A 23,169-nucleotide genomic window follows, 5' to 3' on the forward strand; every position below is an offset into this window, starting at 1 on the left:
TTCAAAAATGCCGTGGGAATATCTAGCGCCACACTGGCCACAAACCCGTCAAAGCGGCCCCCTCTCCGCAAACCACGCGAAGAGGGGGCCCACTCAGACCGCGCCGGACCTCAGTACAGGTACGCCGCCGTCACCCAGCCGCGATACCCGGAGGGCAGCCCGTAGGCCGAGCCGCCCCGCAGGGTCACCCGGTGCCAGATCTGCCCCCGCGCATCCTGCTTCGCGCCGACCAGCTTGACCCGGTCCCCCTTCGCCAGCATGCCCAGGATCCGGTACTGGGTCCCCGGACCGGTGCGCAGCCGGAGGCCGTTCACCGTCGCCCGGGCGATCTCACCGCGCTGTAACCCGTCGGCGCCCGCCGCAGCCGCAGCCGCAGCAGTCCCCGCAGGCCCCGGCACCGGGACCGGTGTTCGCACCGCCGCCGAAGGTCCGTGCTGCGTGGACGGGACGTCCGGCATGGCCGACGCCGCCGACACACCCACCATGCCGACGCCGACCGCCACCGCCGCCGCCAGCGCCATCCCGCGAATCTTGCGTGCCATCTGAAAACTCCTTCAGGTCGAGGCGAGCAGCCAACCCATCGGTCAACCACTCATCCGAATGAGTTTCCAGACTTGCGCCCCATCTGGTCATGGGTCAACCACTTATCCGAATGAGTGGCATGCCAGGCCTCACCCTCACGACAGGAAGCCCCCGTTCCGCATTCGGAACAGGGGCTTCAAGGGTTAGCGACTTAACGTCGCATAAGGGGTATCTCATCCCATTGCGGGAGTTGAGCGAACAAGTGCGCGTGATCCGCGCATGAGGAGAGGGTGTCCCCCGCTCCTCCGCTCGCACTCTGCGTAGAGCCGATCGCCACGGGCGCGGTAGTCCAGTGCCCGCAGACAGTGAACACGCGCTCCGGCCCCGAGCGCTCACCGGCATCTGTGCTGCCGCTCATGCGATCACCGCCGAGGCGAGCCCGGATGGCACGTAGCCGCACCAGTCGTAGCCCAACTCAGAGAAGGCGAGGGCGACTTGTCGCAGCCTCACGCGCTCCCGCTCGTCTATGCCTATGCCGGATGGCTCCGCCTCCTGTTGGCGGGCACGCTCAGAACGCGGCGGCCGGATGTGCTCTCGTTGCCGACCGCGTCGCCTGAAGGCAAGCGGCATGGTCGCTTCGGCCCGGAAGAGAGCTTGCGCCTCCTCCTTGGTCGGGCACGTCCAGGGCCGGGACCATGGGGCCACGTAGACGGGACCGTGCACTAGCGGGTTGTGTGCGGCTAAGAACTCCTCCGAGTGACGGCCGGGCCCGTCGGGGCGTCGAGCCCCTGGTAGCCGGTCCAGCACCCATCCGAAGGCTTTGGCGATAGCATCGCGCATGGTCGATTCAGCTCCTAGTCAGCTGTGTCGGCAAGCCCCGGCGGATCGGGCCTAATCGATCCCTCGGGGCGCTTCATCCGCCAACGGAGATCACTCCGCTGACGACGGTGGATCTACGCGGGCGCCTCTTCCAGCGCCTTGCAGACCTCATGGACGGTCGGTCGGTCTTCCGACACGGGACGCAGCATGTCGACGATCAGCCGCCCCAGCGCACCCGCCACGTTCACCGGTCGGTGCGGCCCAAGCGCCACCGCCTGACGCTGTACAGCGCGCGGTGCGTCATCGGGGTACTCCACATGGCGCCACCCGGTGGCCGCCATGAACAGCGACGCTCCCAGCGCGTAGACGTCCGCAGACTGTGTCGGCTCCGCCTCCCCGTACTCCAGGACTTGCCGGGCGATCTCCGGGCTCTCGTAGTGCACGAGACAGCCCCGGTACGGGAAGTCGACCCGCTGCGGGATCTCAGCGCCTCGCGCCAGCGCGAGATCAATCAGCACGGCCTGTACGGGGTCCTGGCGCACGATGAAGTGAGCAGGCTGCACGTCACCGTGCACGTACCCCTTGTCGTGCAGTGTGGCGAGAACCCGCGCACAAGCCAGAGCATCACGAGCCGGAGGAGCCACGACGCGCTCACGGGACCGGAGGGACGTCCACAGGACTTGCAGGCTGACTCCGTCATGCCACGGCTGCACGTTCCAGGTTCCGCGCTCCCACTTGCCGTACACGGCCACGTCGCACCCCAGCTCCTGAAGCACCGCGCCCTCCCGTGCCGGAGCCAGAGCAGGCCACTCCGCAGCCTCCCACTCGTCGGTAGCCGTGATCGGGTATCCGAGCTTCACCGCGTACTCAGCCAGGCTCGTACGCACATGCCATACGGTCGAGCCGCGCCGATGGAGCACCAGCGTGCTGGACTCCGCTTGCAGCAGGTGAGCCACGGGCGCCGGGATGGGGTAAGGGTCGTTCACTGGAGATCCTTTCAACAGGGCAGAGCCGATCCGTTACAGCCCCGGATCGGCTCTGCCGCTAGCGCGCCACTAGCGCGGACAGATCACTTGCCGTAGGGGCGTCCGCAGTCCGCATCACACTGCGCAGCGTTCTCCCCGTTCACGGTCCACAGGTCATCCAAGACCACGAAGCCAGCCGCCTTGAGAGCGCGCGCCGACGCGGTGACGTCCTCCACCGTGCGGCAGCCCGCGCCGATCGCGGGGGTGTGGTGCAGGAAGTGACCCGCGTGACTCTGGCAGAACTTGGCGTACTCCCGCGTGTGCAGGATGAACGCATGTAGGCCCAAGTCCACGTCATCGCTCGGGACCATCCGCTGGGTCGTCGCAGCGGTGTAGACGAACGCGAACGCTTGATCAGCTATCCGCTGCGCACGCTCCATCGACTGCCCACTGTGGACGTGGACGAAGTGGGCGACGCTGCGGGCAAGTTCCTCGCTCACGAGCGAGGAGCCCGTGCGGAGTTCGGTCGCTGTTGCGGTCATTGCACGTTCCCTCCTAGGTGGAGTGGTGCACCTTGCGAACCGCCCCCGCCGCCCAGCCTCACCAGTCGGGGGAAGCAGGCCAGAGCCAAGACGACAGGGACGGAACCGATGGACGGTGAGCCCCCGACAAGCAGCACCCCTTGCAGCAGAGTCGGGGGCTAACCGCTGGCCCGGCAGCCCCGATGTCAGAGTCAGGGCCATAGGGCCGGGCCATACCGCGCCCATCCCTGATGCACGGGACGAAGACGGACGCGGGGGCCTTGCTGGCTCCGCCCTGCCGACCGTCCCCCGAAGCGGGGTCCGGGCAGAAAGGGCGCGGCGCGGAGGGCGGAGCCACCCGTTCGGTTGCGCCCCGCCGACAGGGCGCAAGCGAACGGAGTTTCGGTTACGGCGGATGCGCCGCGGCGATATCTGTGGGTGCCATGTGCTCTGCTCCGAATCGAGCGGCGGCGAGTTCGACACCAAGACAACTCCCGTGCGGGCAAAGGGAGTAGCGTCTGAGGGGGTGGTAAACCTTGGCACTTCTGACCGGAGCCAAAGGAGCAGCGTGCAGCGATGACGAACCCGAACGGAAGACTCCGCGACATGCTCACTCGCTCCGGGATGAGCCAAGCCGAGCTGGCTCGGCGAGTACAGGCCCGAGCCAAGGACATCGGACATGTTCAGGTCAGCCCGGATGCCAGCAGCGTCCGGCGCTGGATGGACGGCATGACCCCACGGGCCCCGCTACCCGTGATCATCGCGGATGTCCTCTCCGCTCGCCTCGGCCGCCGCATCACTACGTACGACGTTGGCCTAGGAGACCCGCCAGACCTTGACCGTTCGCTGACGTACCACGCATCGTGGGCAGAAACTGTCGAGGCCGTGACCGAACTCGGGAGAGCGGATATGGATCGCAGGAAATTCCTGGCAGCAACGCCGTTCGCAGTGGGAGCCGGTATCGGCCCATCGCGTGACTGGCTTTTGAGCACTCTCGACCAGGCCCCGGAACCCACGAGCAGTGAACGCCTCCGACTTGAAGACGTCACGAAGGTTCGCAACATGTTTGGCGCATTCCAAGAGATTGACGTCATGCAAGGCGGGGGTAGTGGGCGTGATCTGCTCAAGAAGTACATGAACGAGCACGTCTATCCGCTGTTGCGGCAGGCCTACTCCAAAAAGGTCTATCGCGCCCTCACTGCCGCCATCTGTGAGCAGACCTACTTGCTTGGATGGATGGCATTCGATAATGGAGAGCATTCGGCCGCGCATCGGTACTTGATTCAAAGCCTTCGGATGGCTGACGAGTCACACGATGCAGCACTAGGTGCCCACGTCTTGGCAGGCATGGCCGACCAAGCGACACTCACCGGGAACCCGGAAGAGGGGCGAAGGCTAGCGCAGACGGGGCGTCACGGCCTCGCCAAAGTCGATGCGCCGTCGTGTCGCGCAGACCTTTGGGTCCTGGAAGCACGCGCCCTGGCAGCCCTTGGAGACAAGGCGGGCACCGCGCGAGCAGTGCTGAATTCCGAGAAGGAATTTTCACGTGCGGAATCCGAAAAGGATAAGCCCGCGTGGGCGAAATTCATTGATGGAGCCTACCTCCATGGAGAAATCGCCAACGCCTTCCGCGACTTGGAGCAACCGGAGCGGGCAGCCGAGCATGCAACGCGCTCCATCGAATATGCCAAGAAGCAGAATCGAGCGCGGCGCGGAGCGATGTCACAGGCCGCGTTGGCCGTCACGCACCTACAGCGAAAGGATCTAGAGGCCGCTCACTCTGCGAGCGTGAAGACAATTGATCTCGCCCGACAGGTGAAGTCCTCCCGTGCCGTGGAAGCACTGCAAGATGTGCAGCGGCGGATGGTCCCCTTCGGCGCACACCCTCTCGTCGCAGATATCAACGAGCGGGCCCGCGCCCTCTTGGCTGTGTAGCGACGTATGCGGCATCTCTCGATGCGCCCGAAGGGACACCGTCCCCAGCTTCTGCCCGTAGGCTTCACGCGGGTCAACGACTGGCCCCACAATGATCAAGGGCGGTCCCCCGGCAGGTACCGCCCTTGATCCACGCATTACCCCAGGTGAGACCCTACGAGCGCAGAGTGAACGCAAATGCTACCTGCGTGAACAGTCCCGAAGGGGCCGATGCCCAAGAACGTGCGCATGCCGCGCGGTCCGAAGGCGCGCTAGCGCGTCGTACGCCTAACGCCGATGGGGCGGCCGGAACCAGAAGGTTCCGGCCGCCCCATCGGCGTCTGTCTGCGCATCGGCGTCTGTGCGTGCGCTCTGTCGTGCGGGAACTAGCCGCGGACCTGCACCGCGCGGGCCAGGCGGTCGTGGAGGCCGCGGCCGTCGCGGTCCCAGATGATGGCGGGGATGCCGAGGCACAGCAGCACGCTGCGCACCAGGACGCGGCCGAGGCCGAGGCGGCCGCCGTCCTCGGCGATGACGCGCAGGCCGAAGAGGCGCTTGCCCGGCGTGCAGCCGACCGTGCCGACGGTCAGCACGCTCATGACGAAGAGCAGGCCGAGCGCCCAGTTGCCCGCCGCCTGCGCGTTGTCCCGGGCGAACAGGCCGTATGCGATCACCATGACCAGGGCCCAGTCCACGGCGATCGCCCCGAGCCTGCGCCCGGGCCGGGCGATGGAACCCGGGCCCTCCTCGGGCAGGCCGAGCCGCTCTCCCCGGTATCCGAAGTCGACGCCCGCGTCCTCTGCTGCCGCGCGGGGGCCGGAGAGCCACGATCCGATTGCTTGCCTGTTGTCCACCCGTCCACGGTACTGCGCCCGATCCCGTACGGGGCCCGGCGGGGTCCGGGTGGGAGGGGGCCGATGGGCCCCGGCACCCCCGCCCGGTTAACTTCGGCGAAACAAACGGGTCACGCTTGAGAAATGCCCCCTCCCTATGGTCGGGTCCAGCGTGTGCCACCGCACTGGCCGCACGACCGAGCTGCAACCCCGCTCCTCCTGGGCGGGAGTAGGAGGAGCTGGATGTTCCAGAACGCCGACGACGCCAAGAAGTTCCTCGCGGACGAGGACGTGAAGTTCGTAGACGTCCGCTTCTGCGACCTGCCGGGTGTGATGCAGCACTTCACGGTGCCGGCGGAGGCGTTCGACCCCGACGAGGAGCTGGCCTTCGACGGCTCGTCCATCCGCGGCTTCCAGGCCATCCACGAGTCCGACATGGCGCTGCGCGCGGACCTGTCGACAGCCCGCGTGGACCCCTTCCGCCGTGACAAGACACTCAATGTCAACTTCTTCATCCACGACCCGATCACGGGCGAGCAGTACTCCCGCGACCCGCGCAACGTCGCCAAGAAGGCCGAGGCCTACCTCGCCTCCACCGGCATCGCGGACACCGCGTACTTCGGCCCCGAGGCCGAGTTCTACGTCTTCGACTCGGTGCGCTTCGAGACCTCCGCCAACCGCTCGATCTACGAGATCGACTCCGAGGCGGGCGCCTGGAACACCGGCGCGGTCGAGAACAACCGCGGCTACAAGGTCCGCTACAAGGGCGGCTACTTCCCGGCTCCCCCGGTCGACCACTTCGCCGACCTGCGCGCGGAGATCTCCCTGGAGCTGGACAAGCAGGGCCTGAAGGTCGAGCGCCAGCACCACGAGGTGGGCACGGCGGGCCAGGCCGAGATCAACTACAAGTTCAACACGCTGCTCGCCGCGGCCGACGACCTGATGCTCTTCAAGTACATCGTGAAGAACGTCGCCTGGCGCAACGGCAAGACCGCGACCTTCATGCCGAAGCCGATCTTCGGTGACAACGGCTCGGGCATGCACGTCCACCAGTCCCTGTGGACCGGCGGCGAGCCCCTCTTCTACGACGAGCAGGGCTACGCGGGCCTCTCGGACACCGCCCGCTACTACATCGGCGGCATCCTCAAGCACGCCCCCTCCCTCCTCGCCTTCACCAACCCGACGGTGAACTCCTACCACCGCCTGGTCCCCGGCTTCGAGGCCCCGGTCAACCTGGTCTACTCGCAGCGCAACCGCTCCGCCGCGATGCGCATCCCGATCACGGGCTCCAACCCGAAGGCCAAGCGCGTCGAGTTCCGCGCCCCCGACCCCTCCTCGAACCCCTACCTCGCCTTCTCGGCCCTCCTGCTCGCGGGCCTCGACGGCGTCAAGAACAAGATCGAGCCGGCCGAGCCGATCGACAAGGACCTCTACGAGCTCGCCCCCGAGGAGCACGCGGGCGTCCCCCAGGTCCCCACCTCCCTCCCCGCGGTCCTCGACGCCCTGGAGGCGGACAACGAGTACCTCCAGGCCGGCGGCGTCTTCACCTCCGACCTGATCGAGACCTGGATCGACTACAAGCGCACCAACGAAATCGCCCCGATCCAGCTGCGTCCGCACCCGCACGAGTTCGAGCTGTACTTCGACCTCTAAAGATCATCAGTGCTCTGAGCTGGCCGGACCCTCTGCGGACTCTTCGACAGTCCGCAGAGGGTCCGCAGTTTTGTTGATCAAGGGTTGCATTGCGCGGCCGACAACGTCCCGAGTGGTCTGGTCGGAGTCGGGCCAGAGGTGACCGTATGTGTCCAGCGTCGTCGTAGCCTTCGCCTGCCGCAGTCGCCGCTGCACCACCTTCACGTCGTTGCCGTTCGCGATCAGCATGCTCGCGTAGTAGTGACGAAGATCGTGGAACCGGAACTGCGCGGACAGCCCCGGCACTTGCTTTCGGATCCGGCGCATGTGCCGCTCGATCTTCCACGGCCCCAGCTGTGAGCCGTCGTCGTCGAGCAGAACCCAGCCATCCTCACGTCCGCCGAACAGCCGCTTCAGCTCCCCCACGAACTCGTCCGGGATCGGCACGGCCCACATGCTCGCCTCCGTCTTGAGGGGCATGCACGGGTACTGCACCGCTGGCGTTATCGTCCGTGCGCTCAGGTCTACGTCGGTCACGCGCAAACCGCACGCTTCCGCGACCCGGAGGCCGGCGAACGCCCCCAGCAGCAGCGCGGGGCGGTACTTCTCTTCCGCGGCCTCGTACAGCTCCCACAGCTGCGCTTCCGTGCAGACGTAGGGCCGCTGCTTGCCTGCGCCTGGCGAGCTCTCCCGGGAACACGGATTTGCCGTGATCTTCTTCGCGCGCACTGCGGCCCGCATCACCTGAGAGAGGCGGCTGTGCAGGGCGAACCGGTACGACTGCGCCACCCCTTCTCGCAGCAGACGCGCCATCCACCTCTTGACCGCCATCTCGTCCACGGCCATCAGCGGCAGCGGGCCGAACTCGGCACGGATCTGCGCCAGGTGCACTTTGGCCTGACGCACGGTCGACTCGCGCTTCGCGTAGGACTCGATCCACAGGTCGCACCACTCGTCGACGGTGACCTTCTTGTCCTTCGGATCAACGTAGGTATTGGTTACGAGCGCGGCTGTGACCTCGTCGAGCCAGTCCTTACCGTCGGTCTTGCGCGCGAAGTGACGGGCGTGCTCCTTACCGGCGAGATCCCGGTAGCGGGCCCGCCACTTACCGTTCGGCCTCTTCTTGATGCTCTTGCTTGCCACGTCGGTACCTCTCTCCAGCAAGGACTGACACGCTCGCACGGCGTCCCTTGAGGATGGGGGTGTTTGCAGTGATCTGTTCGTCCCATCGCATCGCGACCCAAAAAGCCGCAGTGCGGGGAGGAACAACCTAGGCAGGGGCCATCTGTTGCCGACAGCTCTCTCACGGGCGCACGCTTGAAGCCTGAGGTTCAGCTGGCGGAGGAGAGCGTTATGGGAAACCAGTACAGACTTCAGGGAAGCGCAACGATCACCACCGGTGACACTGATTCCTTCGATATCTGCAAGGTGCTGAAGCTGATCGTCGAGGCGGGTCACGAGTTCCACGTGGAGCCTAAGAAGGCAGAGGATGGCTACACGGCCAAGATCACCATCGAGCTCGAAGATGAGCAATCCTTGAAGCTGCTCCAAGACCTGAAGAGGTTGCCCTACTTCCAGGCCTGAGGGTCAGAGAAGACCGGGATGCGGCTCGTCACCACGGCGTGCGGTCGGGCGGGGCTGTGCCGCACGCGCGGCAGCCGCTTCCTTGGCGGTCTTGACCCGGTGACACGGATCGCAGGCACCCTGAAGCGCATCCAGATCATGGTTATCGGTCATCGGAACGATGTGGTCCGCGACCGTTGCGACACGGACGAAACAGATCTGGCAGACCACATCCCGTTCGATCACCTGCTTACGGCGCTTCTCCCAGTCCGCAGGCAGGCGTGACTTGCGGCTACTCGTGTTCCAGTTGTGAGCCATCAGAACCTCAATTCGGGCGAAGCGGACAGCGATTGGGGTGGGAAGGGAACCCGGTAGGCGATCACCGGCAGACCGAAGCCGTGTAGCACGCCGGGATCTGCGTGCGGCCGACCCCTGTTTTTCTGACCTGCGGCTTTGCAAGATCCAAAACCTCCAAACCCGGGCAGAAGGTCAGCAGCTATACGTCTTCGATCTTTGAAGATCGCGGGGGCGGGGATCCGGTCCCGGGTGGTTGATCCACATTTGGTGCGGTCCGGCCGGCGAACGGCCCAGGAAGACCGGCCGGACCGCGGTGTCGACGCTGCAACGCTCGGCGCCGGCCCCCAGCGCTTCGCGGAGCGTCGACGTCTTCATCGGTCAGCCTTGCAGCGCTGACTCGATGGCCTTGATGGCCTTCTGGCTTGGTACTGGTGCAACGCCTCGCAACGCGATGGCTTCGACCCACTTGTCCCTGAGTGCTGCTCGCTCACGTACCTCGTCGGGTGTGGCCAGCTCGATGGTCAGGTGCTCGGAGCGCACCAGCTGCAGCCAGCGTGAGACTGGCTGGTGTCGTAGCTCTCGCCACTGCTGCATCTCGGGGCTGACGTGGGTGCGCATCACGTGCTGCACCACAGCCTCAGTGCTCGGCTTGGGCAGCTTGGCCACCGCGTACAGCGCGGAGTCCTGGCCACCCTCGCCCGCGAGCCCGCCTGCCCGTGCCATGTCCTGGCGGTCGTGGACGATCTGGTCGAGCTGGAAGGCGATGCCTTCCGCCTTCTCCCACGGCGCGGTGACGGCTGGGTCGTTCCAGTTCAGGTGGTTGCGGTCGAGGCTGTCGGGCAGCTTTCGGGACTGGATGCGCAGCTGCTTGATCAGGCCGTTGAACTCGGGTTGCAACGCCATGATCCAGCCGGGGACGCGGTCGCGTACAAGGGCGTTGTACTTGCGGGCGATCGGCTCGAGGAAGTCCGTGCCCACGGCCTGGTGGGCGAGGGCGATGCGGTGGGCGTGGGCCCGCTCCTCGATGAGCGCGGCCAGCTCCTGGGCGGTGGCGGGAACGTCGTCGCGGGTCGGGCGTTCGGGGGGCTGCATGTGCGCCGCCTTCAGAGCCACATCGACCATGGCGGCCGTCGCGTCGATCTCGGCGGGCACGGGCAGCTTGCGGCGCCGTGCGGCCTTCACCGCCTTCTGTGCGCTGCCGGTGTCGGCATCGAAGGTGATCACGCGGCCTCGCCTCCGAGGTCGTCACGGGCGAGACGGTCGATCTCGTGATCGCGCAGGCCGTCGAGGACGGCGGGCTTGTCCACGTAGTACTCGGCGGCCACGCCCATCCGCCAGCCGATGTCGTTGGTGTCGGGCAGCTGCTGCGCCTCGAGGAGTCCCGCGATGGCGGTGTTGTGAGCGCCGTCGTGGTTCCACTGGTCGACGACGTCCGTCCAGCCCATCGAGTAGGCGTGGCCGGCGACGACCTGGGCGAGCTGGGTGTCACCGTCCTGCTGCGCGGTCTTCAGCAGGTCCATCGCCTTCCAGTCTTCGTCGGCGCTGGTGACCATCTGCTGTGCCTGGCGGCGGGCCATCAGGCTCTGGGCGTCGCCGCCGCGGGCTCCGAAGGCGCGGTCGAGGCGGCTCTGCTTGAACCGCTCCACGCCCGCGATGTGTTCGCTGACGAGCTGCTCGGCGCGGGCCTGCGCCTGGCGGAAGGTGCGTGAGGCGGCTGCCTGCCTCGCCTGGTCCGTGAGTCCCTTGCGGTCCATGACTCGATCGATGACCGCACGGGCGGATTCCGCGTTGGCTGCTCCCTGCTGCCGGGTGCCGTCGAGGGCGCGCTGCGCTTCGGCGGACAGGTCGGCGCCGGACTTGTTGAAGATCTGCTCGGGGGTCATGATCAACGTCCTTCCAGGGTGTTGTGATGCGGGCACTGCCCGCCGTGTACGTCGGAACAGTGAGGGACCCGGGCGGCCCTGCAGAGATGGGCTCCGCAACCACGGACGCAGGCCCGCCCCCGGCCCGACTTCAACGGGCGGTCGCATACGACGCAGCGAAGGCCGGCCCGGGTCATGCGGCATCACAGCCGGGGTGCGCGGTCTGCCCGGGTTCGAGGGGCTCGAAGGGGAAGCCACAGACGGCGCACTTCGGCGCGTCTGTAAGTGGCGACCACAATGGGTTGTGTCGCGACTCACCGCGACTCAGACCGTCTCCAGAGTCCGTGAGCCGCGGTGAGTCGCGACTTTTCCCAATGTGGTCGCCACTGCGAGGCTTCAGGCCGATGCCGGTGTACGTGGGTACCTGGCGGCCGTCATCACCGCGGGGGCGGGTGCGCTTCGCCTGGGAGACGACCGAGCCAAGGTTGCGGCCGAACAACTGCTTGTTGCCCCGTCTGACTCCGTTGTCCTCAGTCCACGAGCTCCACGCGTTCCACAGGTCGTCGACGAGAACCGTCTCCGTGGGCCCGGTCTCGCAGCACTCCCGCACGAAGGCGGACATCGGGGAGGCTGTGTCCTGCATCGTGATGACAGCCTCGGTGGACGCTGACGGTTCCGTGAAGTGTCCCTGCGCCTCGAGGCGGGCAAGCCCGTCCAGTGCCCAGTTGAGGATGCCGGGCATCTCGGCCGCCAGCTTGCCCGTCAGTTCGGTGTCCTCCTTGCCCAGCCATGAGACCTGCATGGTCAGGACGATGAACCGGTTGGCGATCACGCCCGACGAGTCCCCGAAGTTGGGCAGCTCGTTGGACAGGACCATGAGGCGGGTGGGCATCTTGCCCGTCCACTGCGGGCGGTACTTCCGGTCGACGTCGATGGTGTCCTCACCGGAGATGGTGAGCAGGCGCTCGACGACTTCCTGTCCGTCCCTGCCGTTCAGACGCGCGTCGGAGATGACGGCCAGGGACTTGCCCAGCAGCGGGGCCAGACCGAAGTTGGTGGCCAGACCGGCGAGCGTCGGGCCCGCCATGTTTCCCTTGCCGACCAGGGCCGTGAGGATGCGGGCGATCGTGCCTTTGCCGGACCGGGTGGGGCCTACCACGAGCAGCATCTTTTGCTGATCGGTGCGGCCCGACAGGACGTAGCCGAACCACTCCTGCAACGCGGCGATCGAGTCGGGATCGTCCGGCCACACCTGGGTGAGGAACGCTTCCCAGGCGGGCGCCGTGGCCCCCTTCCGGAAGTCGAAGGGGACCGACACCAGATTGAAGAACGTTGGCGTGAGCGGCATCAACTCCCGATCGGAGACGCGGAGAAGCCCGTTCTCACAGGCGACGATCGGTCCGTCTTTTCCGTGCGTAAAGGACGGGTCTGAGTCGCGACTCACCGCGTCTCGTTCACTGATCCATGCGGGTGCGTCGACGGACGGCCGCAGATGAGTGATGGCGGCCGTGGCCCCCATTAGGTCGGCAACCTTCCGGATCGTCGGCGCCCACGGCTTGATCACCTCCTTGCCGTCCTTGTCGAGACCTGCGCAGTACTCGGCGTGCTCCAGGAGCTTGTACAGGTCGGCGCGTACCTCCTGGTCGTCGAGCTCCCGCCAGTACGAGCGCTCCCACTGCATCCACGTCGCTCGCCAATGCCGCAACGTCAGGACGCCATCCTCGGTCTGCCACCGCGGCGACATCCGCCGCGCGACAGCCATGGGGTTCGTGGGCGCCGGAATCCGACCCGGACCCTGCAAGTCCTTCACGCAGACACCCCCGTTCCGCGGCCGGCGGACGCCACCGTGCGGCGTGCTTCCGCCTCACCCAGTCCGACCTGGAGAGCCGCGCCGATCAGTTCAGCCTCGACGTCACAGGCCGCGAGATGTCCGTCTGACACATGCACCCACGCCTTGCAAGCAGCCCAGTACAGAGCCGAGTTCCGTCCGCCCTGGGCGGCCCGCAGGACGACGTCGACGAGACCAGCGAGGGCACGCCCATCAGCATCAGAGGCGACCGCCCGCCGTGGCGCCGGACGGGCGACCGGGGACGGGGGCAGCATCAGCCTCAGCAGCTGCTCGGGGACCGGCCGCGGGTCGACGTAGCCGACCTTCGGATGGAACGTGTACTCCCCGGCCTGCCCGATCGAGCCGGGGCCGACGACGTACCCGCCGGTCCCCCGGACGTCGAGACCGGGGCCGAGTCGTCCGACCGAGTTCGGCACCGTGACCCCGTCGGGGACGGCCATCCACACGTGCGCACCGCCGGTCGGGGTGAACACGGTGGTCGTCATCTCGGGGATCTCGAAGCCGTGCTCACGTCCGAGACGGGCGAGCGTGGCGTACCCATCGACGCCGTTCTTCCGGTCGATGTCGAGACCGATGAGGCGGCCACGGCAGGCAATCAGGTAGCCGACCGCTTTCGGGGCCAGACCGAACAGACGCCGTACATCTCCGGGGGCGGTGGTGGCGTCGTACACGCCGTGTCCGGGCTTTCCGCACTGCCCCTTGCAGTTGTGCCCCCGGTCGTGCGGGGAAGGGATGGCGGGGGTCTTGCGGATAGTGGTGGGCGCCACGGCGTACCCGAGCTGTGCCGCCCGAAGGGCGTTGTCGAGGGCGTTGTCGTGGTTGCTCATGCCGCCCCCTTGCTGGCGAACTCGAGCCGGTAGACGGTGCCGCACGGGGCCGTCTTGATGCCGAGTGCGACGTGCCGGTGCCACGACTTGCACTCGGGGCAGCGTGCGGCGAATTCCGTTCGCCCCGACGTCTGCACGGGTACCGGTCGGGCGATGAGCTGTGGCAAGCTGGCCGTAGTCGACCCGCTAGCCGCGGAGACTTTCTGAAACGCCCCGGATTCGGCCCGGGGCGTTTCTGCGTTCTGAGTCATGCTGCGGTGCCTCCGGCTTGCCCGGCGTCCCAGCGGTCGAGCGCCTCAGGGTCGTACAGGACTCGTCGGCCGCGCTTGACGCCGCCGGGGATGTACCCGATGTGCCGCCAGTAGCGAATGGTGCCGGGGGCGGTCCGGTATCGGCGGGCCACCTCTTCGGTGGTCATGTACTTGTCGATGCGTTCTTGCAAGGTCATTTGTGCCTCTCAAGACGTGTCGTGTCGCTTTCGATCAATCACGACAACCTCAGGTGTACCGCACCGTGTCGTGATTGCGCAAGGGCGTCATCGTGATTGCGCGATCACGTTGACTGGCGTTGATATCGGGCATACCGTCGGCTTGTGATTACTGACCAAGACCTGCCGCAGCCCTGGCGCGTGATCGCCTCTCCCATCGACCAGGCTCACGCTTCCCAACTGGACGCGGCCGCTGGTCTGACCACTGGCGTCGAGGACCCCGTGTCATGGGACCTGATTGAGAATGCCGACACCGGGAGGCGCCTCATGCTGCGGATGGGCACGGACGACAGCGGCATTGTGATCACTGGCGTCTACGTCCCGGGACCTGGAGCGGTCGGAATCGGAGAACTGCGGGCCTTCCCGCTCGCGGCGATCGAGTCAGCTGTTCGGTCTCGCCGCGCCACGGCCGGCGCCAAGGTACAAGCCTCTGTAATGGCAGGCCCGGATGACCCTTACGAGGGCCCTCTCGGGAACCCATCGGGCCCGGATGACGCCCGCTTTTTTGCTCGCCTCGCTCTCCGCTACCTGCGCGTTGCCGCTGAGTCCGCGCGGCCAGCCACCGACTTGGCCAGGGCTGAGGGCGTCACCCCGCGAACCGTCCAGAGGTGGACAGCCCGCGCCCGAGAGATCGGCCTTCTGCCGCCCGGACGTCCGGGTCGATCCTCGTAGCTGTCGGCAGTCAGAACAGGGCATAGGGTCGTTCACGAGGTACCTCCCCGGAGTGTTACGACGGGTGCCGGGCGGGTGTCACGGCCTGCTGTTAGGGCGCGTGACACCCGCCCGTGCCTAGGGTTTTGGCTGTTAGGGGGCCGTAACGCGTTACGGGGTGTTACGCCGATGCCAGGGCGGGGACGATGCGCCACCGCCCGGCCTTGCTGGTCTCCTTCAGACGACCCTCTTCGTAGGCTTCCTTCAGCCGCAGCGACACCCAGGACCGGCCAAGGTTGTGCTCCTCGCACCAGTCGCTGAAGTCCTTCGGGCCCACGATCATCTGTCCGTTCCGTTCGAACTCCTCGAGCGCCGCGGCGAACAGTCGGCGGGCTTCCTCGGGTTCCGGCTTGCGCCCGGTGTCCTTCCCGAAGATGGGTTCGTCGTCGCCTTCCTGCGTGTCGGGCAGGTCGAGGTTCTCGTCGATGTCGGCGTCCTCGGGGTCGACGAGAACGTCTTCGTCGGTGTCGTCCTCGTTGGCGCCGTTCATCTCTCCGGCGTCCTTCCGGTCGGTGTAGGCCCGTCCGACGACGGACTCGGCGGCCTGGGCGGTGACCGGGTCCGGGCGGGCGCCGTTGCGGGCCGACCATTCGGCGACGGCCTCGAGCAGGCCGGTGACACTCTCGGGCATGAACCAGGTGCGGCCCGGGGAGGCGTAGCGGTCCTCGGGGATGCCCGGGGAGACGACGTAGCAGTAGCCGGGCCTGCGGTTGCGCCACACGCCCGGGTGGGCGCCGGCGTCGAGAACCTCCTCGGGCAGGGAGAAGGCTTCGTCGTCGGGGGTGCAGCCGAGCGCGATGACGGACGGCAGGGAGGCGCGGGTACTGACGTCCATCTGGTCGTAGGTGGGGCGCTGCAGGGACACGACCAGGGCGACGCCTGCCGAGCGGGCTTCCTGCGCGATGCCGGTGAACGCGTCGGTGCCCAGGTATCGCAGCGTGTTGGCGGCCTCTTCCATCCAGGCGACCATGAACGGCATGCCGGGGCAGCCGCACGCCTTCCCGTCGGCGCGGCAGGAGTGCGCGGGATCTTTCTGTTCCTGCGCGGCCTCGGGAAGCCATTGCCGGTATCCGTGCTGTCCCAGCCAGCGGGTACGGGCGGGGATGACGACCTTCAAAGACTCGACCATGCCCTCGGTGGGGGCACCGCCCTCAACTGCCCAGTCGTAGCCGGGCAGCAGCGGCCGGAAGTCCTGGAACATCTTCGGGTCGGAGAACCAGACGATGACGTCGCGGCGGGACATGATCTCGGCTTGCAGGTTCAGGGCCAGGTCGCCCTTACCGGACCCGGTACCGCCCGCGACCAGCAGGTGTGTGCTGTTGCGCTTGGCCTTCGGGTCGCCGGGCAGCCACAGGTACATCGGTGAGCCGTCGTCGTAGCGGCCGATGACCAGCGGCTCGGCGATCGACCCGCCCGGCGAGGACGGGCCCTCCCACTCGGCGGCCTGCTTGAGCATGTCCTCGGGCACGATGACCAGGTCACCGCGGCGCTCGGAGTCCGGGTCCGGCTGGTAGCGCACCGCCGTGCGGGGCACATCCAGTGCCGACGCGATGTTCGGGAGAACCTTGGCGACGTCGTCGTTGGTCTGCTCACCGCTGACGAGGGTGACGGGCGCGGTGACCCGGTTCGGCTCGACCTTCCCGGCGCCGATCTGCGCGCGGGCCAGGCCGACCTTCTCCAGCAGCCCCTTGTCGCCCCCGCCCCCGCCAGTGGTGTCGGGGGTGCGCAGCAGCAGCCGCACGTTCCACGACAGGGCCAGGGTGGGGCCGCCCATCAGGAACAGGTCGGGGATCGGCCCCGTGAACGGACCGGCCAGCGCGGCCGTGGTGAACCACGACGCTCCGGCCGCCACGGTGATGGCGGAGTGCAGGCGGCGCTGCACGCTGGTGGAGCGGCCCGCCCACCAGGTGACCCCGGTGAGCGCGACCGAGGACAGGGTCAGGCCGACCGCGGCAGCTGCCGAGCCCGCCCACATCAGGTTCGCCCCGCCACCCGCCAGGCCGGTGGCGCCGGCCATCAGCCACGGGGGGATGTGCGGCTTGGCGCGGTGCAGCAGGTAGGCGCCCACACCGCCGCCGGTGGAGTTGCCGCGCTGCGCGTCGAGCATCTGCATGAGCACTTGCGCGTCGTTGTCCGTGCTGGCCATGGCCTTGCCTCCTTACTGTTCGGCCCAGTTCATGGCGGGCGTCTTGGGCTTGCGGGCGCGGTGGCGTACCCGGTTGATCTCTTCCTCGTACTCCTGCTGGAAGGTGGCGTAGCAGGCGGCGGCGTTCTTCGCGGCGGAGCGGAGCGCGACGGCGGACCGGCGCATCTTGCGGGAGACCTTCGCGGCGCGGATGCGGGAGCCCATCGCCCGCCCGTCGGGGTCGGGTACGGCCGCCAGGGTGGCCTGCAGGATTTCGGCGGCCATGGCGACCTCAATGGACAGCGTCACGCCGACGGCCCGCAGCGTGTTGCAGTAGTTGCGGACCCTGGCCGGGGAGTAGAAGTCCGGGTCGGGCAGCAGTGTGCGGGCCTGCTTGGGCGCACCGCCGTTGCCGCGGTTGATGGTGATGTTGATGGGCGGGGTGATTGATCCGGCGAGTCCGCCCGCGAAACCGCCCGCGGCAGCTCCGGCGTTCGCGAACTTGTTGCCCTTGGGGGCGCCGTTGTGCGTCTGGTTTGCCATCGGAAGGGAGCTCCCTTGGTCAGTTCGAGGTGCGGCGGATGATGAGCCAGATGGCCTGGGCGCCGATGAGGGCGAGCAGCCAGATCAGTTCCAGGGGGCCGGTGGTGGGGCCGAACGCCATGGCCGCGGTCAGCCAGAGCGCGGCGAGCGTCAGCGCGGACGCCAGAGCGGCACGCAAAGCGAGTTCAGCTCCGGCGGCGGGGTCACTGCGCTGTGCCACGGCGAGCCACGCCAGGGGCGCCACGACGCCGGCCCCGGGCAGGAAGCAGGACCACCAGGCGAGTACGTGAAGTACGGCGGCGAGTACGAAGCCGAGTACGGCGAGTACGGTCGGGTACAGCGAGGTACGCGCCCGCCACAGGTAGCCACAGGCGGCGACGCCGAGCGCTTCCAGGGTGAGCGTGGGCCGCTCCGGGACGATGACGACGAACGGTTGTCCTCGGCGGCCACGGCCGCGCGGGATACGAACGGTGTGTACCCCGGACGATGTCTTCCGGGTACGGGTACGGCTGGGCATGGGCTCCCCCACTACTGGTTGTGGATGTTGGTGCGGCCAAGCCATTTCTGGTGGACGTGGGTGTGCTGCTCGTGGCGCACGTAGGTGGCGCCGCGGCCAAGTACGGCGCGGGCCCCGACGAGGGCGAGGAAGAACACCAGGGCGCCCGCCCCGGTCAAGGCGCTGACGAACTGGCTGGCCCCTGAGAGCAGCTGGCCGCCGCCCCACAGCAGCGCACCGCCGCCGAGGCCGGCGCCGAGCAGGCGTTGCGCGGTCGGGTCGAACAAACGTTGCGGAGTCAGGTCACGGACGGGCGTCGCCTCGATGCGCGCGGGGACTTGCGACTTGGGGACGGCGACCATGCCGCCGTAGGCGCCAGGCACCCACACGGCCGCCTCACGCTCGCTCGACAGCTCGACGACGCCCGTCAGCGGCTGCTCGGCGTAACGGCGGTACTGCTCAGGCAGGTTGGACGGCTTCACGGTGCCACCGCCCCGGCAGGTTCCTGCGGCTTGGACAGTGCCTCACGGAAGCCTGCCTGCACCTCTTTGGCCTTGTCCTGCCCTACCGACAGGCGGTCCTTGATGGCGCGGATAGTGGGCAGCTTCCCGGCGAGCAGCTCGTCACTGAAGTGCGTGGCTGCCCAGCCGAGTTCGTACTTCGCGGATTCCCACGGGGCGACGGCTGCCCCCGAATCGTCAGCCGGGTCGCCGTTCTCGTCGACGTAGTCGCCGGGTACGGTCCACTCCGCGTGTACTTCAGCGCGGGTACGGGTGTACTCGGCGGCGGGTACGAGGGCGGGCCGCTCATTGCGCAACGCCCGCTGCAGTTCCCCGCGGCACCCGAATGTTGGGAGCGTCCGCGCCCCCTCGGGTACGGCCACAGGTACGGGCCGGGAAGGCTCCGGCTTCGTCTCGGGTACGGGCTCGACGACGGGTGTCGGGGAACTGATAACAATGTCATCAGTTGTCGACTCGGGTTCGGCCGACTCGTGCCGCCGCAGCGCGTGTACCCGCCACAGGACGACGGGGGCGATGGCTGACACGAGGACGATCAGCCACGGTGTCACCCGCAGCATGCCGCCGTGCACCAGGTGCGCCCCGGCGTTCGTGGCGACCATCAGCAGCACTGGGGGAAGGATCTCCTTCCCGGCCCGCATCGCACGGATCGCGTAGGCATCGATAGCGATGGGCAGGCCGGCCGCCACCGTCGTGACGTAGCCACAGGCAACGGCCAGAGACCATTCCCCGTGCGCGGTCACGACGATGCACGCCAGCATGGCCGACCAGCCCAGAACATCGGGTTCGGTCTTCATTCGCCAGCCTCCTTCGGGGCGGCAGCACGCACGACACGGTGCGCGGCCAAGCAGAGCCCTTCACGGTCACGGCGCTCGTTCGCGACGAGGAGCGCGGCCATCAGGGCGGGAACGGAGGGGATCGGGCGGGGCGACCGGTCCACCGCACGGATCGCGGCGTGCTCGGTCGGCCGGCGCACGGGCCACGTGGCGGTCACGACACGCCCCCGTGCAGCAAGTTGACGTGCTCTGCTCGCGCGGTCGCCACGAACGCTTTGACCTCTTCCGGACCGGACACGGGCCCCTCGATCCGTCGCGTGCAGCCGGGGCGGAAACACTCGTAGAAGGCGCGCGGTTGCCGCGAGTAGATGAGGCGCTGCCAGCGCGTCCGGTCCTCGCGGCCCTCCCCAAGGTCGACAACCAGGCGGCCGACGACCTTCACAGGCGGCTCGGTCACGGCGCGTCGCCCCCTTCGAGGCGCTGCAGCTGCTCGTGCAGGGCGTGCATGGGGCCGACCGCCCACACCACGAGCGCGTCGAGGAACCCGGCGAGGGACTCGGAGTCGAACTCGTGGTTGTTGTCCAGCTCGACAGCGGCCCGCACCTCCGTGTCGTCCACGGAGTACGGCCACTGCGTCAGCTGCGCCGTCGCCACCCGCACCTCACCGCAGCACGGGGTGACCACGATCAGTGGGTACTCCGCGCCGTTGTGGCAGATGTCGGAGCGGTAGTCGACGGCCGGCGTCGTCCACGTCACCCACGACGGGACCGGCAGCCGCACCGGGCCGTGATCCCCCGTCTCCACCGTCATCGTGCGGGCGGTCACGGCTGACCACCTCGTTCGGCGTCCAACGCCGCGAGCAGGAAACGCAGTCGGCAGTCGAGGCTCGCCGCGGCTTCGATCATCTCGATGTGGGCGTGGATGTTCGCAGTGGAGACCTCGGCGAGAACGTCGCGGGCGAGCCGCACCTCAAGGTCCAAGGGGCCAGGCACCGGGACCGTAGAGCCCGGGGTGTGCAGAGGGTCGTAGCTCATGACGCCACCGTCTTCACGACGACGAGGAAGCGGTCGGAGTCGAGGTCCATGACGACCGTGGCGGGCTGCCCCTGGGAGCGCAGTTCGGCGGCACGCTCCTCGGCGGGCCAGCTGCCGCGCGGGGCGCCGGCCGGGAAGTCGGCGAGGATCTGACGCTCACCCATCAGGCACCGTCCTCACGGACGCGGCGCAGCGCCTCGTCAGCCTGGGCGCGGATGGCGTCGTTGACGTCGCCTGTGATGTTCGTGAACTCCGTGACCTTGAACTGCTCGGGAAGCGGCGGCAGGCCGTCGACGCGGAGCGCGTCGCCGATCAGGTAGCGGGTCATGCAGTCGCGTTCGAACTCCGGCCGGTTCGGCGGGAGCCAGACGACGACCTCGCCGCGCGCGACGATGGCGTGCCCGGTGTATCCGGGGTCCGTGATCGACGATTCGACGAGTTCCACGTGCAGCTCGTCGAGGAGCTGCTGAATGGGGGCGTCCATGACGAAGTCGACGGACGGCTTGACGACGCGCGCGGCCCGCTCGGTCAGCGTGAACGGAACCGGCTCGTCGATGGACATGCAGAGGAGATCGGCGGTGATCGTCACAGTGCCACCGCCAGGTCTGCGGCGGGGATGCCGCGGTCGGCGAGGTACCGCTCGAAGGCGGCGCGGGAGACGCGGATGGTCCCCCGCCCCTGACCCACGCGGTACGACGCCAGACGACCCGACTTGATCTCGGCGTAGACCGTGTGGTCACTCACTCGGAGAGCGGCGGCGATCGTCTTGGGTCGGAGCGGGGAGGTCTGCTCCTGAACCTGCTCCGGGGCAGGCGCGATAGGCTCGACGTGCATCGTTGAGACTCCAGATCTCGATGGATGCGGAGCCCTGGCGGGCGCAGTGTTGCGAGCACTGCGATCACCCCGCCAGGGCTTTGGCGTGTTCGGAACGGGCTCCCTGTCGCAGCGAAGCCGCGTCACCTAAGGTGTCTTAGAACAGTAGGGAAGTCAATAGCTTCTCTAAGGCGTCTTAGAACGGGAAGGAATTGAATGTCCGAGGTCCCCACTCCGCTACCGCCGTACAAGCGGATCGCGGAGAAGATCAAGGCGCAGATTGAACGAGGTGAGCTGCTGCCGGGCGACCCGATCCCGTCCGCAAGAGAGATCATGCGCACCGAAGGCATCAGCTCCGCCACGGCGGCACGCGTCGCCCCTACGCTGCGTGCAGAGGGGTACGCCGTCACTGGGCAAGGCGTCAGAACTGTCGCAGCTAAACCGCGAAAGATCATCGCTGGGGCCGACCGCTTGGGTCGCTTGCGGGCGGGTGGCGACGGCCTCGACAACGACACCGTCGAGTTCCTCGGCGCAGACCTCGAACCGGCGACGCGGGAGGTCGCCGACGCGCTCGGTCTCGACGAGGGCACTCAGGTGGTCAAGAGGCGGCGACGCTACCTCGACACCCTCGGCGTCAAGACGGTCTCAACCACCTGGATCGAAGGGAGCATCGCAGAGCGAGCCCCTGAGCTGCTACGCCCCGAGGCGCTTCCGAAGATGACGTTCGGAGCCATCGAGGACGCGACCGGCCGCCGCGCCTCCAGGCAGCGCGACACCATCGCCATCCGCGAGGTGCCCGCCGACGTCGCCGAGCACCTGGGGGTCGACGCGGGTGAGCGGACACTCGTCGTGGTGAACCACTACTGGGACCAACATGGGGAGCCGACCGAGTACGCCGTCGACTACCACGGGCCAGGCCGCGAACTCACGCGGGAGCACGACCGCGACTGAGCACTCCCCCGTGCGAACGTAAGAGCCCCACCCAGAGCCATCGGGTGGGGCTCTGCGCTCTTCGAAGCGATGGCTAAGCCTGGCCCTTACTGGCGTCACCTGGCTTGGCGATGACGAACACGCCCTTGCCCTGAACGCCTTGCACGAGCTCCTCGGCGGCGAGGAGCTCGAGTGCGCTCTTGATGGTCCGCCGGGACACGGCGCCGCCGGTCTCGACCTCGAGCTCCGCCTGAGAGGGCAGGCGCCGGCCAACCGGGATCTCGCCGTTGCGGATCCGGTCGCGCAGCACGTTGGCGAGCTGCACGTACATCGGCGTCATGGCGTCCCGGTCAAGGTCGATCATGTTCCGACCGTAAGAGGACCACCTGAGTGGGCATAGATCGAGCTAGGCCGTCTGAGGACGTACCAAGACGTACTAAGTAGGCCTACGCTGCTACAACGCAAAGAGCCTCCGCGGCCGAGGGCACGGTCCGGAGGCTGTGGCCGACACCAAGGAGTCGACATGGCCGAGGATACCGAGCCCGACCGCGCCCCCACAGCGGGCGAACCCCTATCAGATCCGGCCTGCCACGCACTGCTCAGGACTGCGGCCTCGTGCCAGAACTGCAAGGTGAACTGGCGGGAGTGCCCCATCCGGCGAGCTCTCGACGCGACCCTGAGCGAGGCCCAGTCATGACCACTGGGCCCTTCTGCTGGCACTGCCACCAGCCGATCACTGCCGGACAGGCCACCCGAAACGACATCGTGCACACGGGGTCGGGCGCCAGCCCCACAGTCGAGTCGCACAAGCTGTGTCCCACGCCGCTCCCTCCGTCACAGACCGCCCCAGCGCCGCGCCGATAGGCGCTCACGACGCCCCATGGACGCAAAAAAGGGCCCCTCGCCCTGTGAAGTCAGGCGAGGGGCCCTTCGCGTGCAACGCGACCGTCAGTGACATGCGCGGTCCGCAATCAGTCCGCAGAACCTTCTAACGTTCCTAGCTATTACCAACGCGTCCCAACGGTCAAATGCCCAGGTCAGCGCGACTGCCCATTCGCCACGCAGGTGGCACGAGCCCTGTCAGAGTTCGAGCTGTACTTCGACATCTAAAGAGCCCCGGCCTGGTGTCAGG

General features: G+C 67.7%; 27 protein-coding genes. 4 read left to right on the forward strand and 23 right to left on the reverse strand.

Annotated elements, in window-relative coordinates:
* Positions 1-110: 110 nt before the first annotated feature.
* The 3 genes from MQV74_RS12855 to MQV74_RS12865 all read right to left on the reverse strand — a co-directional run bounded on the left by MQV74_RS12855 (position 111) and on the right by MQV74_RS12865 (position 2,848).
* The gene (locus MQV74_RS12855; RefSeq protein ID WP_051855111.1) at positions 111-542 is read right to left on the reverse strand and encodes an SH3 domain-containing protein; all 432 of its coding nucleotides are present in this window, start codon (positions 540-542) and stop codon (positions 111-113) included.
* 933 nt (positions 543-1,475) lie between these two features.
* A complete protein-coding gene (locus tag MQV74_RS12860; protein ID WP_078868936.1) occupies positions 1,476-2,327 on the reverse strand; it encodes a protein kinase domain-containing protein in 852 nt (283 codons plus the stop codon).
* 83 nt (positions 2,328-2,410) lie between these two features.
* Positions 2,411-2,848: a glycine-rich domain-containing protein gene (locus tag MQV74_RS12865; protein WP_030679670.1), complete on the reverse strand. Its 438-nt coding sequence runs from the start codon at positions 2,846-2,848 to the stop codon at positions 2,411-2,413.
* Positions 2,849-3,403: 555 nt separating this feature from the next.
* Here MQV74_RS12865 and MQV74_RS12870 point away from each other — a divergent pair.
* On the forward strand, positions 3,404-4,762 hold the full coding sequence (locus tag MQV74_RS12870; RefSeq protein ID WP_078868937.1) for a transcriptional regulator: 1,359 nt from the start codon (positions 3,404-3,406) through the stop codon (positions 4,760-4,762).
* 365 nt (positions 4,763-5,127) lie between these two features.
* Here MQV74_RS12870 and MQV74_RS12875 read toward each other — a convergent pair whose 3' ends face one another.
* A complete protein-coding gene (locus MQV74_RS12875) occupies positions 5,128-5,595 on the reverse strand; it encodes an RDD family protein (protein WP_242717110.1) in 468 nt (155 codons plus the stop codon).
* A 222-nt stretch (positions 5,596-5,817) separates the two neighbouring features.
* On the opposite strand from MQV74_RS12875, the gene glnA reads away from it, so the two are divergent.
* Positions 5,818-7,227, forward strand: coding sequence for a type I glutamate--ammonia ligase (glnA, locus tag MQV74_RS12880; protein WP_242717112.1), 1,410 nt, complete (start codon positions 5,818-5,820; stop codon positions 7,225-7,227).
* A 6-nt stretch (positions 7,228-7,233) separates the two neighbouring features.
* On the opposite strand, the gene MQV74_RS41150 is transcribed toward glnA, so the two are convergent.
* Positions 7,234-8,349 (reverse strand): site-specific integrase, encoded by a 1,116-nt coding sequence (locus tag MQV74_RS41150; protein WP_242717113.1) that lies wholly within the window; start codon positions 8,347-8,349, stop codon positions 7,234-7,236.
* Between the two features lie 210 nt (positions 8,350-8,559).
* On the opposite strand from MQV74_RS41150, the gene MQV74_RS12890 reads away from it, so the two are divergent.
* Complete coding sequence (locus tag MQV74_RS12890) at positions 8,560-8,790, forward strand: hypothetical protein (RefSeq protein ID WP_242717114.1); 231 nt, start codon at positions 8,560-8,562, stop codon at positions 8,788-8,790.
* Positions 8,791-8,793: 3 nt separating this feature from the next.
* On the opposite strand, the gene MQV74_RS12895 is transcribed toward MQV74_RS12890, so the two are convergent.
* The 17 genes from MQV74_RS12895 to MQV74_RS40765 all read right to left on the reverse strand — a co-directional run bounded on the left by MQV74_RS12895 (position 8,794) and on the right by MQV74_RS40765 (position 21,128).
* Positions 8,794-9,087 carry an HNH endonuclease gene (locus MQV74_RS12895; RefSeq protein WP_242717115.1) on the reverse strand — a complete coding sequence of 98 codons (294 nt, stop codon included), beginning with the start codon at positions 9,085-9,087 and terminating at the stop codon, positions 8,794-8,796.
* A gap of 357 nt (positions 9,088-9,444) precedes the next feature.
* Positions 9,445-10,290, reverse strand: coding sequence for a hypothetical protein (locus tag MQV74_RS12900; protein WP_242717116.1), 846 nt, complete (start codon positions 10,288-10,290; stop codon positions 9,445-9,447).
* Positions 10,287-10,949, reverse strand: coding sequence for a hypothetical protein (locus tag MQV74_RS12905; protein WP_242717117.1), 663 nt, complete (start codon positions 10,947-10,949; stop codon positions 10,287-10,289). The genes MQV74_RS12900 and MQV74_RS12905 overlap by 4 nt, the downstream gene beginning before the upstream one ends.
* Before the next feature lie 172 nt (positions 10,950-11,121).
* A complete protein-coding gene (locus MQV74_RS12910) occupies positions 11,122-12,738 on the reverse strand; it encodes a DNA primase family protein (RefSeq protein WP_242717118.1) in 1,617 nt (538 codons plus the stop codon).
* Positions 12,735-13,604 (reverse strand): bifunctional DNA primase/polymerase, encoded by an 870-nt coding sequence (locus MQV74_RS12915; protein WP_242717119.1) that lies wholly within the window; start codon positions 13,602-13,604, stop codon positions 12,735-12,737. Before MQV74_RS12915 ends, MQV74_RS12910 begins: the two co-directional genes overlap by 4 nt.
* A gap of 247 nt (positions 13,605-13,851) precedes the next feature.
* Positions 13,852-14,052: a helix-turn-helix domain-containing protein gene (locus tag MQV74_RS12920; RefSeq protein ID WP_242717120.1), complete on the reverse strand. Its 201-nt coding sequence runs from the start codon at positions 14,050-14,052 to the stop codon at positions 13,852-13,854.
* A gap of 871 nt (positions 14,053-14,923) precedes the next feature.
* Positions 14,924-16,915 (reverse strand): plasmid transfer protein TraB, encoded by a 1,992-nt coding sequence (traB, locus tag MQV74_RS12925; RefSeq protein WP_242728634.1) that lies wholly within the window; start codon positions 16,913-16,915, stop codon positions 14,924-14,926.
* 45 nt (positions 16,916-16,960) lie between these two features.
* Positions 16,961-17,470 (reverse strand): plasmid transfer protein TraA, encoded by a 510-nt coding sequence (traA, locus tag MQV74_RS12930; protein ID WP_242717121.1) that lies wholly within the window; start codon positions 17,468-17,470, stop codon positions 16,961-16,963.
* A 19-nt stretch (positions 17,471-17,489) separates the two neighbouring features.
* Positions 17,490-17,987 (reverse strand): hypothetical protein, encoded by a 498-nt coding sequence (locus MQV74_RS12935; protein WP_242717126.1) that lies wholly within the window; start codon positions 17,985-17,987, stop codon positions 17,490-17,492.
* Positions 17,988-17,998: 11 nt separating this feature from the next.
* Positions 17,999-18,448: a hypothetical protein gene (locus MQV74_RS12940; RefSeq protein WP_242717128.1), complete on the reverse strand. Its 450-nt coding sequence runs from the start codon at positions 18,446-18,448 to the stop codon at positions 17,999-18,001.
* Positions 18,445-19,281, reverse strand: coding sequence for a hypothetical protein (locus MQV74_RS12945; protein ID WP_242717130.1), 837 nt, complete (start codon positions 19,279-19,281; stop codon positions 18,445-18,447). The genes MQV74_RS12940 and MQV74_RS12945 overlap by 4 nt, the downstream gene beginning before the upstream one ends.
* Positions 19,282-19,474: 193 nt before the next feature.
* Positions 19,475-19,717: a hypothetical protein gene (locus MQV74_RS12950; RefSeq protein WP_242717132.1), complete on the reverse strand. Its 243-nt coding sequence runs from the start codon at positions 19,715-19,717 to the stop codon at positions 19,475-19,477.
* Positions 19,714-20,085, reverse strand: a complete 372-nt coding sequence (locus MQV74_RS12955) for a DUF6907 domain-containing protein (protein WP_242717134.1) — start codon at positions 20,083-20,085, stop codon at positions 19,714-19,716. The genes MQV74_RS12950 and MQV74_RS12955 overlap by 4 nt, the downstream gene beginning before the upstream one ends.
* Positions 20,082-20,294, reverse strand: a complete 213-nt coding sequence (locus tag MQV74_RS12960; protein ID WP_242717136.1) for a hypothetical protein — start codon at positions 20,292-20,294, stop codon at positions 20,082-20,084. The genes MQV74_RS12955 and MQV74_RS12960 overlap by 4 nt, the downstream gene beginning before the upstream one ends.
* A complete protein-coding gene (locus MQV74_RS12965) occupies positions 20,291-20,458 on the reverse strand; it encodes a hypothetical protein (RefSeq protein ID WP_242717138.1) in 168 nt (55 codons plus the stop codon). Before MQV74_RS12965 ends, MQV74_RS12960 begins: the two co-directional genes overlap by 4 nt.
* Positions 20,458-20,883 (reverse strand): hypothetical protein, encoded by a 426-nt coding sequence (locus tag MQV74_RS12970; protein ID WP_242717140.1) that lies wholly within the window; start codon positions 20,881-20,883, stop codon positions 20,458-20,460. Before MQV74_RS12970 ends, MQV74_RS12965 begins: the two co-directional genes overlap by 1 nt.
* Entirely contained in the window at positions 20,880-21,128 is a 249-nt protein-coding gene (locus MQV74_RS40765) for a helix-turn-helix domain-containing protein (RefSeq protein WP_278194137.1), read from the reverse strand. The genes MQV74_RS12970 and MQV74_RS40765 overlap by 4 nt, the downstream gene beginning before the upstream one ends.
* Positions 21,129-21,323: 195 nt before the next feature.
* Between MQV74_RS40765 and MQV74_RS12980 the strand changes: the two genes are divergently transcribed.
* On the forward strand, positions 21,324-22,058 hold the full coding sequence (locus tag MQV74_RS12980) for a GntR family transcriptional regulator (RefSeq protein WP_242717144.1): 735 nt from the start codon (positions 21,324-21,326) through the stop codon (positions 22,056-22,058).
* Positions 22,059-22,131: 73 nt separating this feature from the next.
* Here the strand turns inward: MQV74_RS12980 and MQV74_RS12985 are convergent, their stop codons facing one another.
* The gene (locus tag MQV74_RS12985; RefSeq protein ID WP_242717152.1) at positions 22,132-22,401 is read right to left on the reverse strand and encodes a GntR family transcriptional regulator; all 270 of its coding nucleotides are present in this window, start codon (positions 22,399-22,401) and stop codon (positions 22,132-22,134) included.
* Positions 22,402-23,169: the final 768 nt, after the last annotated feature.

This window comes from Streptomyces sp. AN091965, from assembly GCF_022698285.1.
Taxonomy (GTDB): domain Bacteria; phylum Actinomycetota; class Actinomycetes; order Streptomycetales; family Streptomycetaceae; genus Streptomyces.

What these genes read in the sequence shown, in the direction of transcription:
- MQV74_RS12920 (WP_242717120.1), bottom strand. Translation starts at nt 14,052, where the DNA reads ATGACCTTGCAAGAACGCATCGACAAGTACATGACCACCGAAGAGGTG.
- MQV74_RS12855 (WP_051855111.1), bottom strand. Translation starts at nt 542, where the DNA reads ATGGCACGCAAGATTCGCGGGATGGCGCTGGCGGCGGCGGTGGCGGTC.
- MQV74_RS12905 (WP_242717117.1), bottom strand. Translation starts at nt 10,949, where the DNA reads ATGACCCCCGAGCAGATCTTCAACAAGTCCGGCGCCGACCTGTCCGCC.
- MQV74_RS12980 (WP_242717144.1), top strand. Translation starts at nt 21,324, where the DNA reads ATGTCCGAGGTCCCCACTCCGCTACCGCCGTACAAGCGGATCGCGGAG.
- MQV74_RS40765 (WP_278194137.1), bottom strand. Translation starts at nt 21,128, where the DNA reads ATGCACGTCGAGCCTATCGCGCCTGCCCCGGAGCAGGTTCAGGAGCAG.
- MQV74_RS12870 (WP_078868937.1), top strand. Translation starts at nt 3,404, where the DNA reads ATGACGAACCCGAACGGAAGACTCCGCGACATGCTCACTCGCTCCGGG.
- traA (WP_242717121.1), bottom strand. Translation starts at nt 17,470, where the DNA reads ATGGCAAACCAGACGCACAACGGCGCCCCCAAGGGCAACAAGTTCGCG.
- MQV74_RS12865 (WP_030679670.1), bottom strand. Translation starts at nt 2,848, where the DNA reads ATGACCGCAACAGCGACCGAACTCCGCACGGGCTCCTCGCTCGTGAGC.
- MQV74_RS12890 (WP_242717114.1), top strand. Translation starts at nt 8,560, where the DNA reads ATGGGAAACCAGTACAGACTTCAGGGAAGCGCAACGATCACCACCGGT.
- MQV74_RS12965 (WP_242717138.1), bottom strand. Translation starts at nt 20,458, where the DNA reads ATGGGTGAGCGTCAGATCCTCGCCGACTTCCCGGCCGGCGCCCCGCGC.
- MQV74_RS12985 (WP_242717152.1), bottom strand. Translation starts at nt 22,401, where the DNA reads ATGATCGACCTTGACCGGGACGCCATGACGCCGATGTACGTGCAGCTC.
- MQV74_RS12945 (WP_242717130.1), bottom strand. Translation starts at nt 19,281, where the DNA reads ATGAAGACCGAACCCGATGTTCTGGGCTGGTCGGCCATGCTGGCGTGC.
- traB (WP_242728634.1), bottom strand. Translation starts at nt 16,915, where the DNA reads ATGCAGATGCTCGACGCGCAGCGCGGCAACTCCACCGGCGGCGGTGTG.
- glnA (WP_242717112.1), top strand. Translation starts at nt 5,818, where the DNA reads ATGTTCCAGAACGCCGACGACGCCAAGAAGTTCCTCGCGGACGAGGAC.
- MQV74_RS12960 (WP_242717136.1), bottom strand. Translation starts at nt 20,294, where the DNA reads ATGAGCTACGACCCTCTGCACACCCCGGGCTCTACGGTCCCGGTGCCT.
- MQV74_RS12895 (WP_242717115.1), bottom strand. Translation starts at nt 9,087, where the DNA reads ATGGCTCACAACTGGAACACGAGTAGCCGCAAGTCACGCCTGCCTGCG.
- MQV74_RS12915 (WP_242717119.1), bottom strand. Translation starts at nt 13,604, where the DNA reads ATGAGCAACCACGACAACGCCCTCGACAACGCCCTTCGGGCGGCACAG.
- MQV74_RS12935 (WP_242717126.1), bottom strand. Translation starts at nt 17,987, where the DNA reads ATGCCCAGCCGTACCCGTACCCGGAAGACATCGTCCGGGGTACACACC.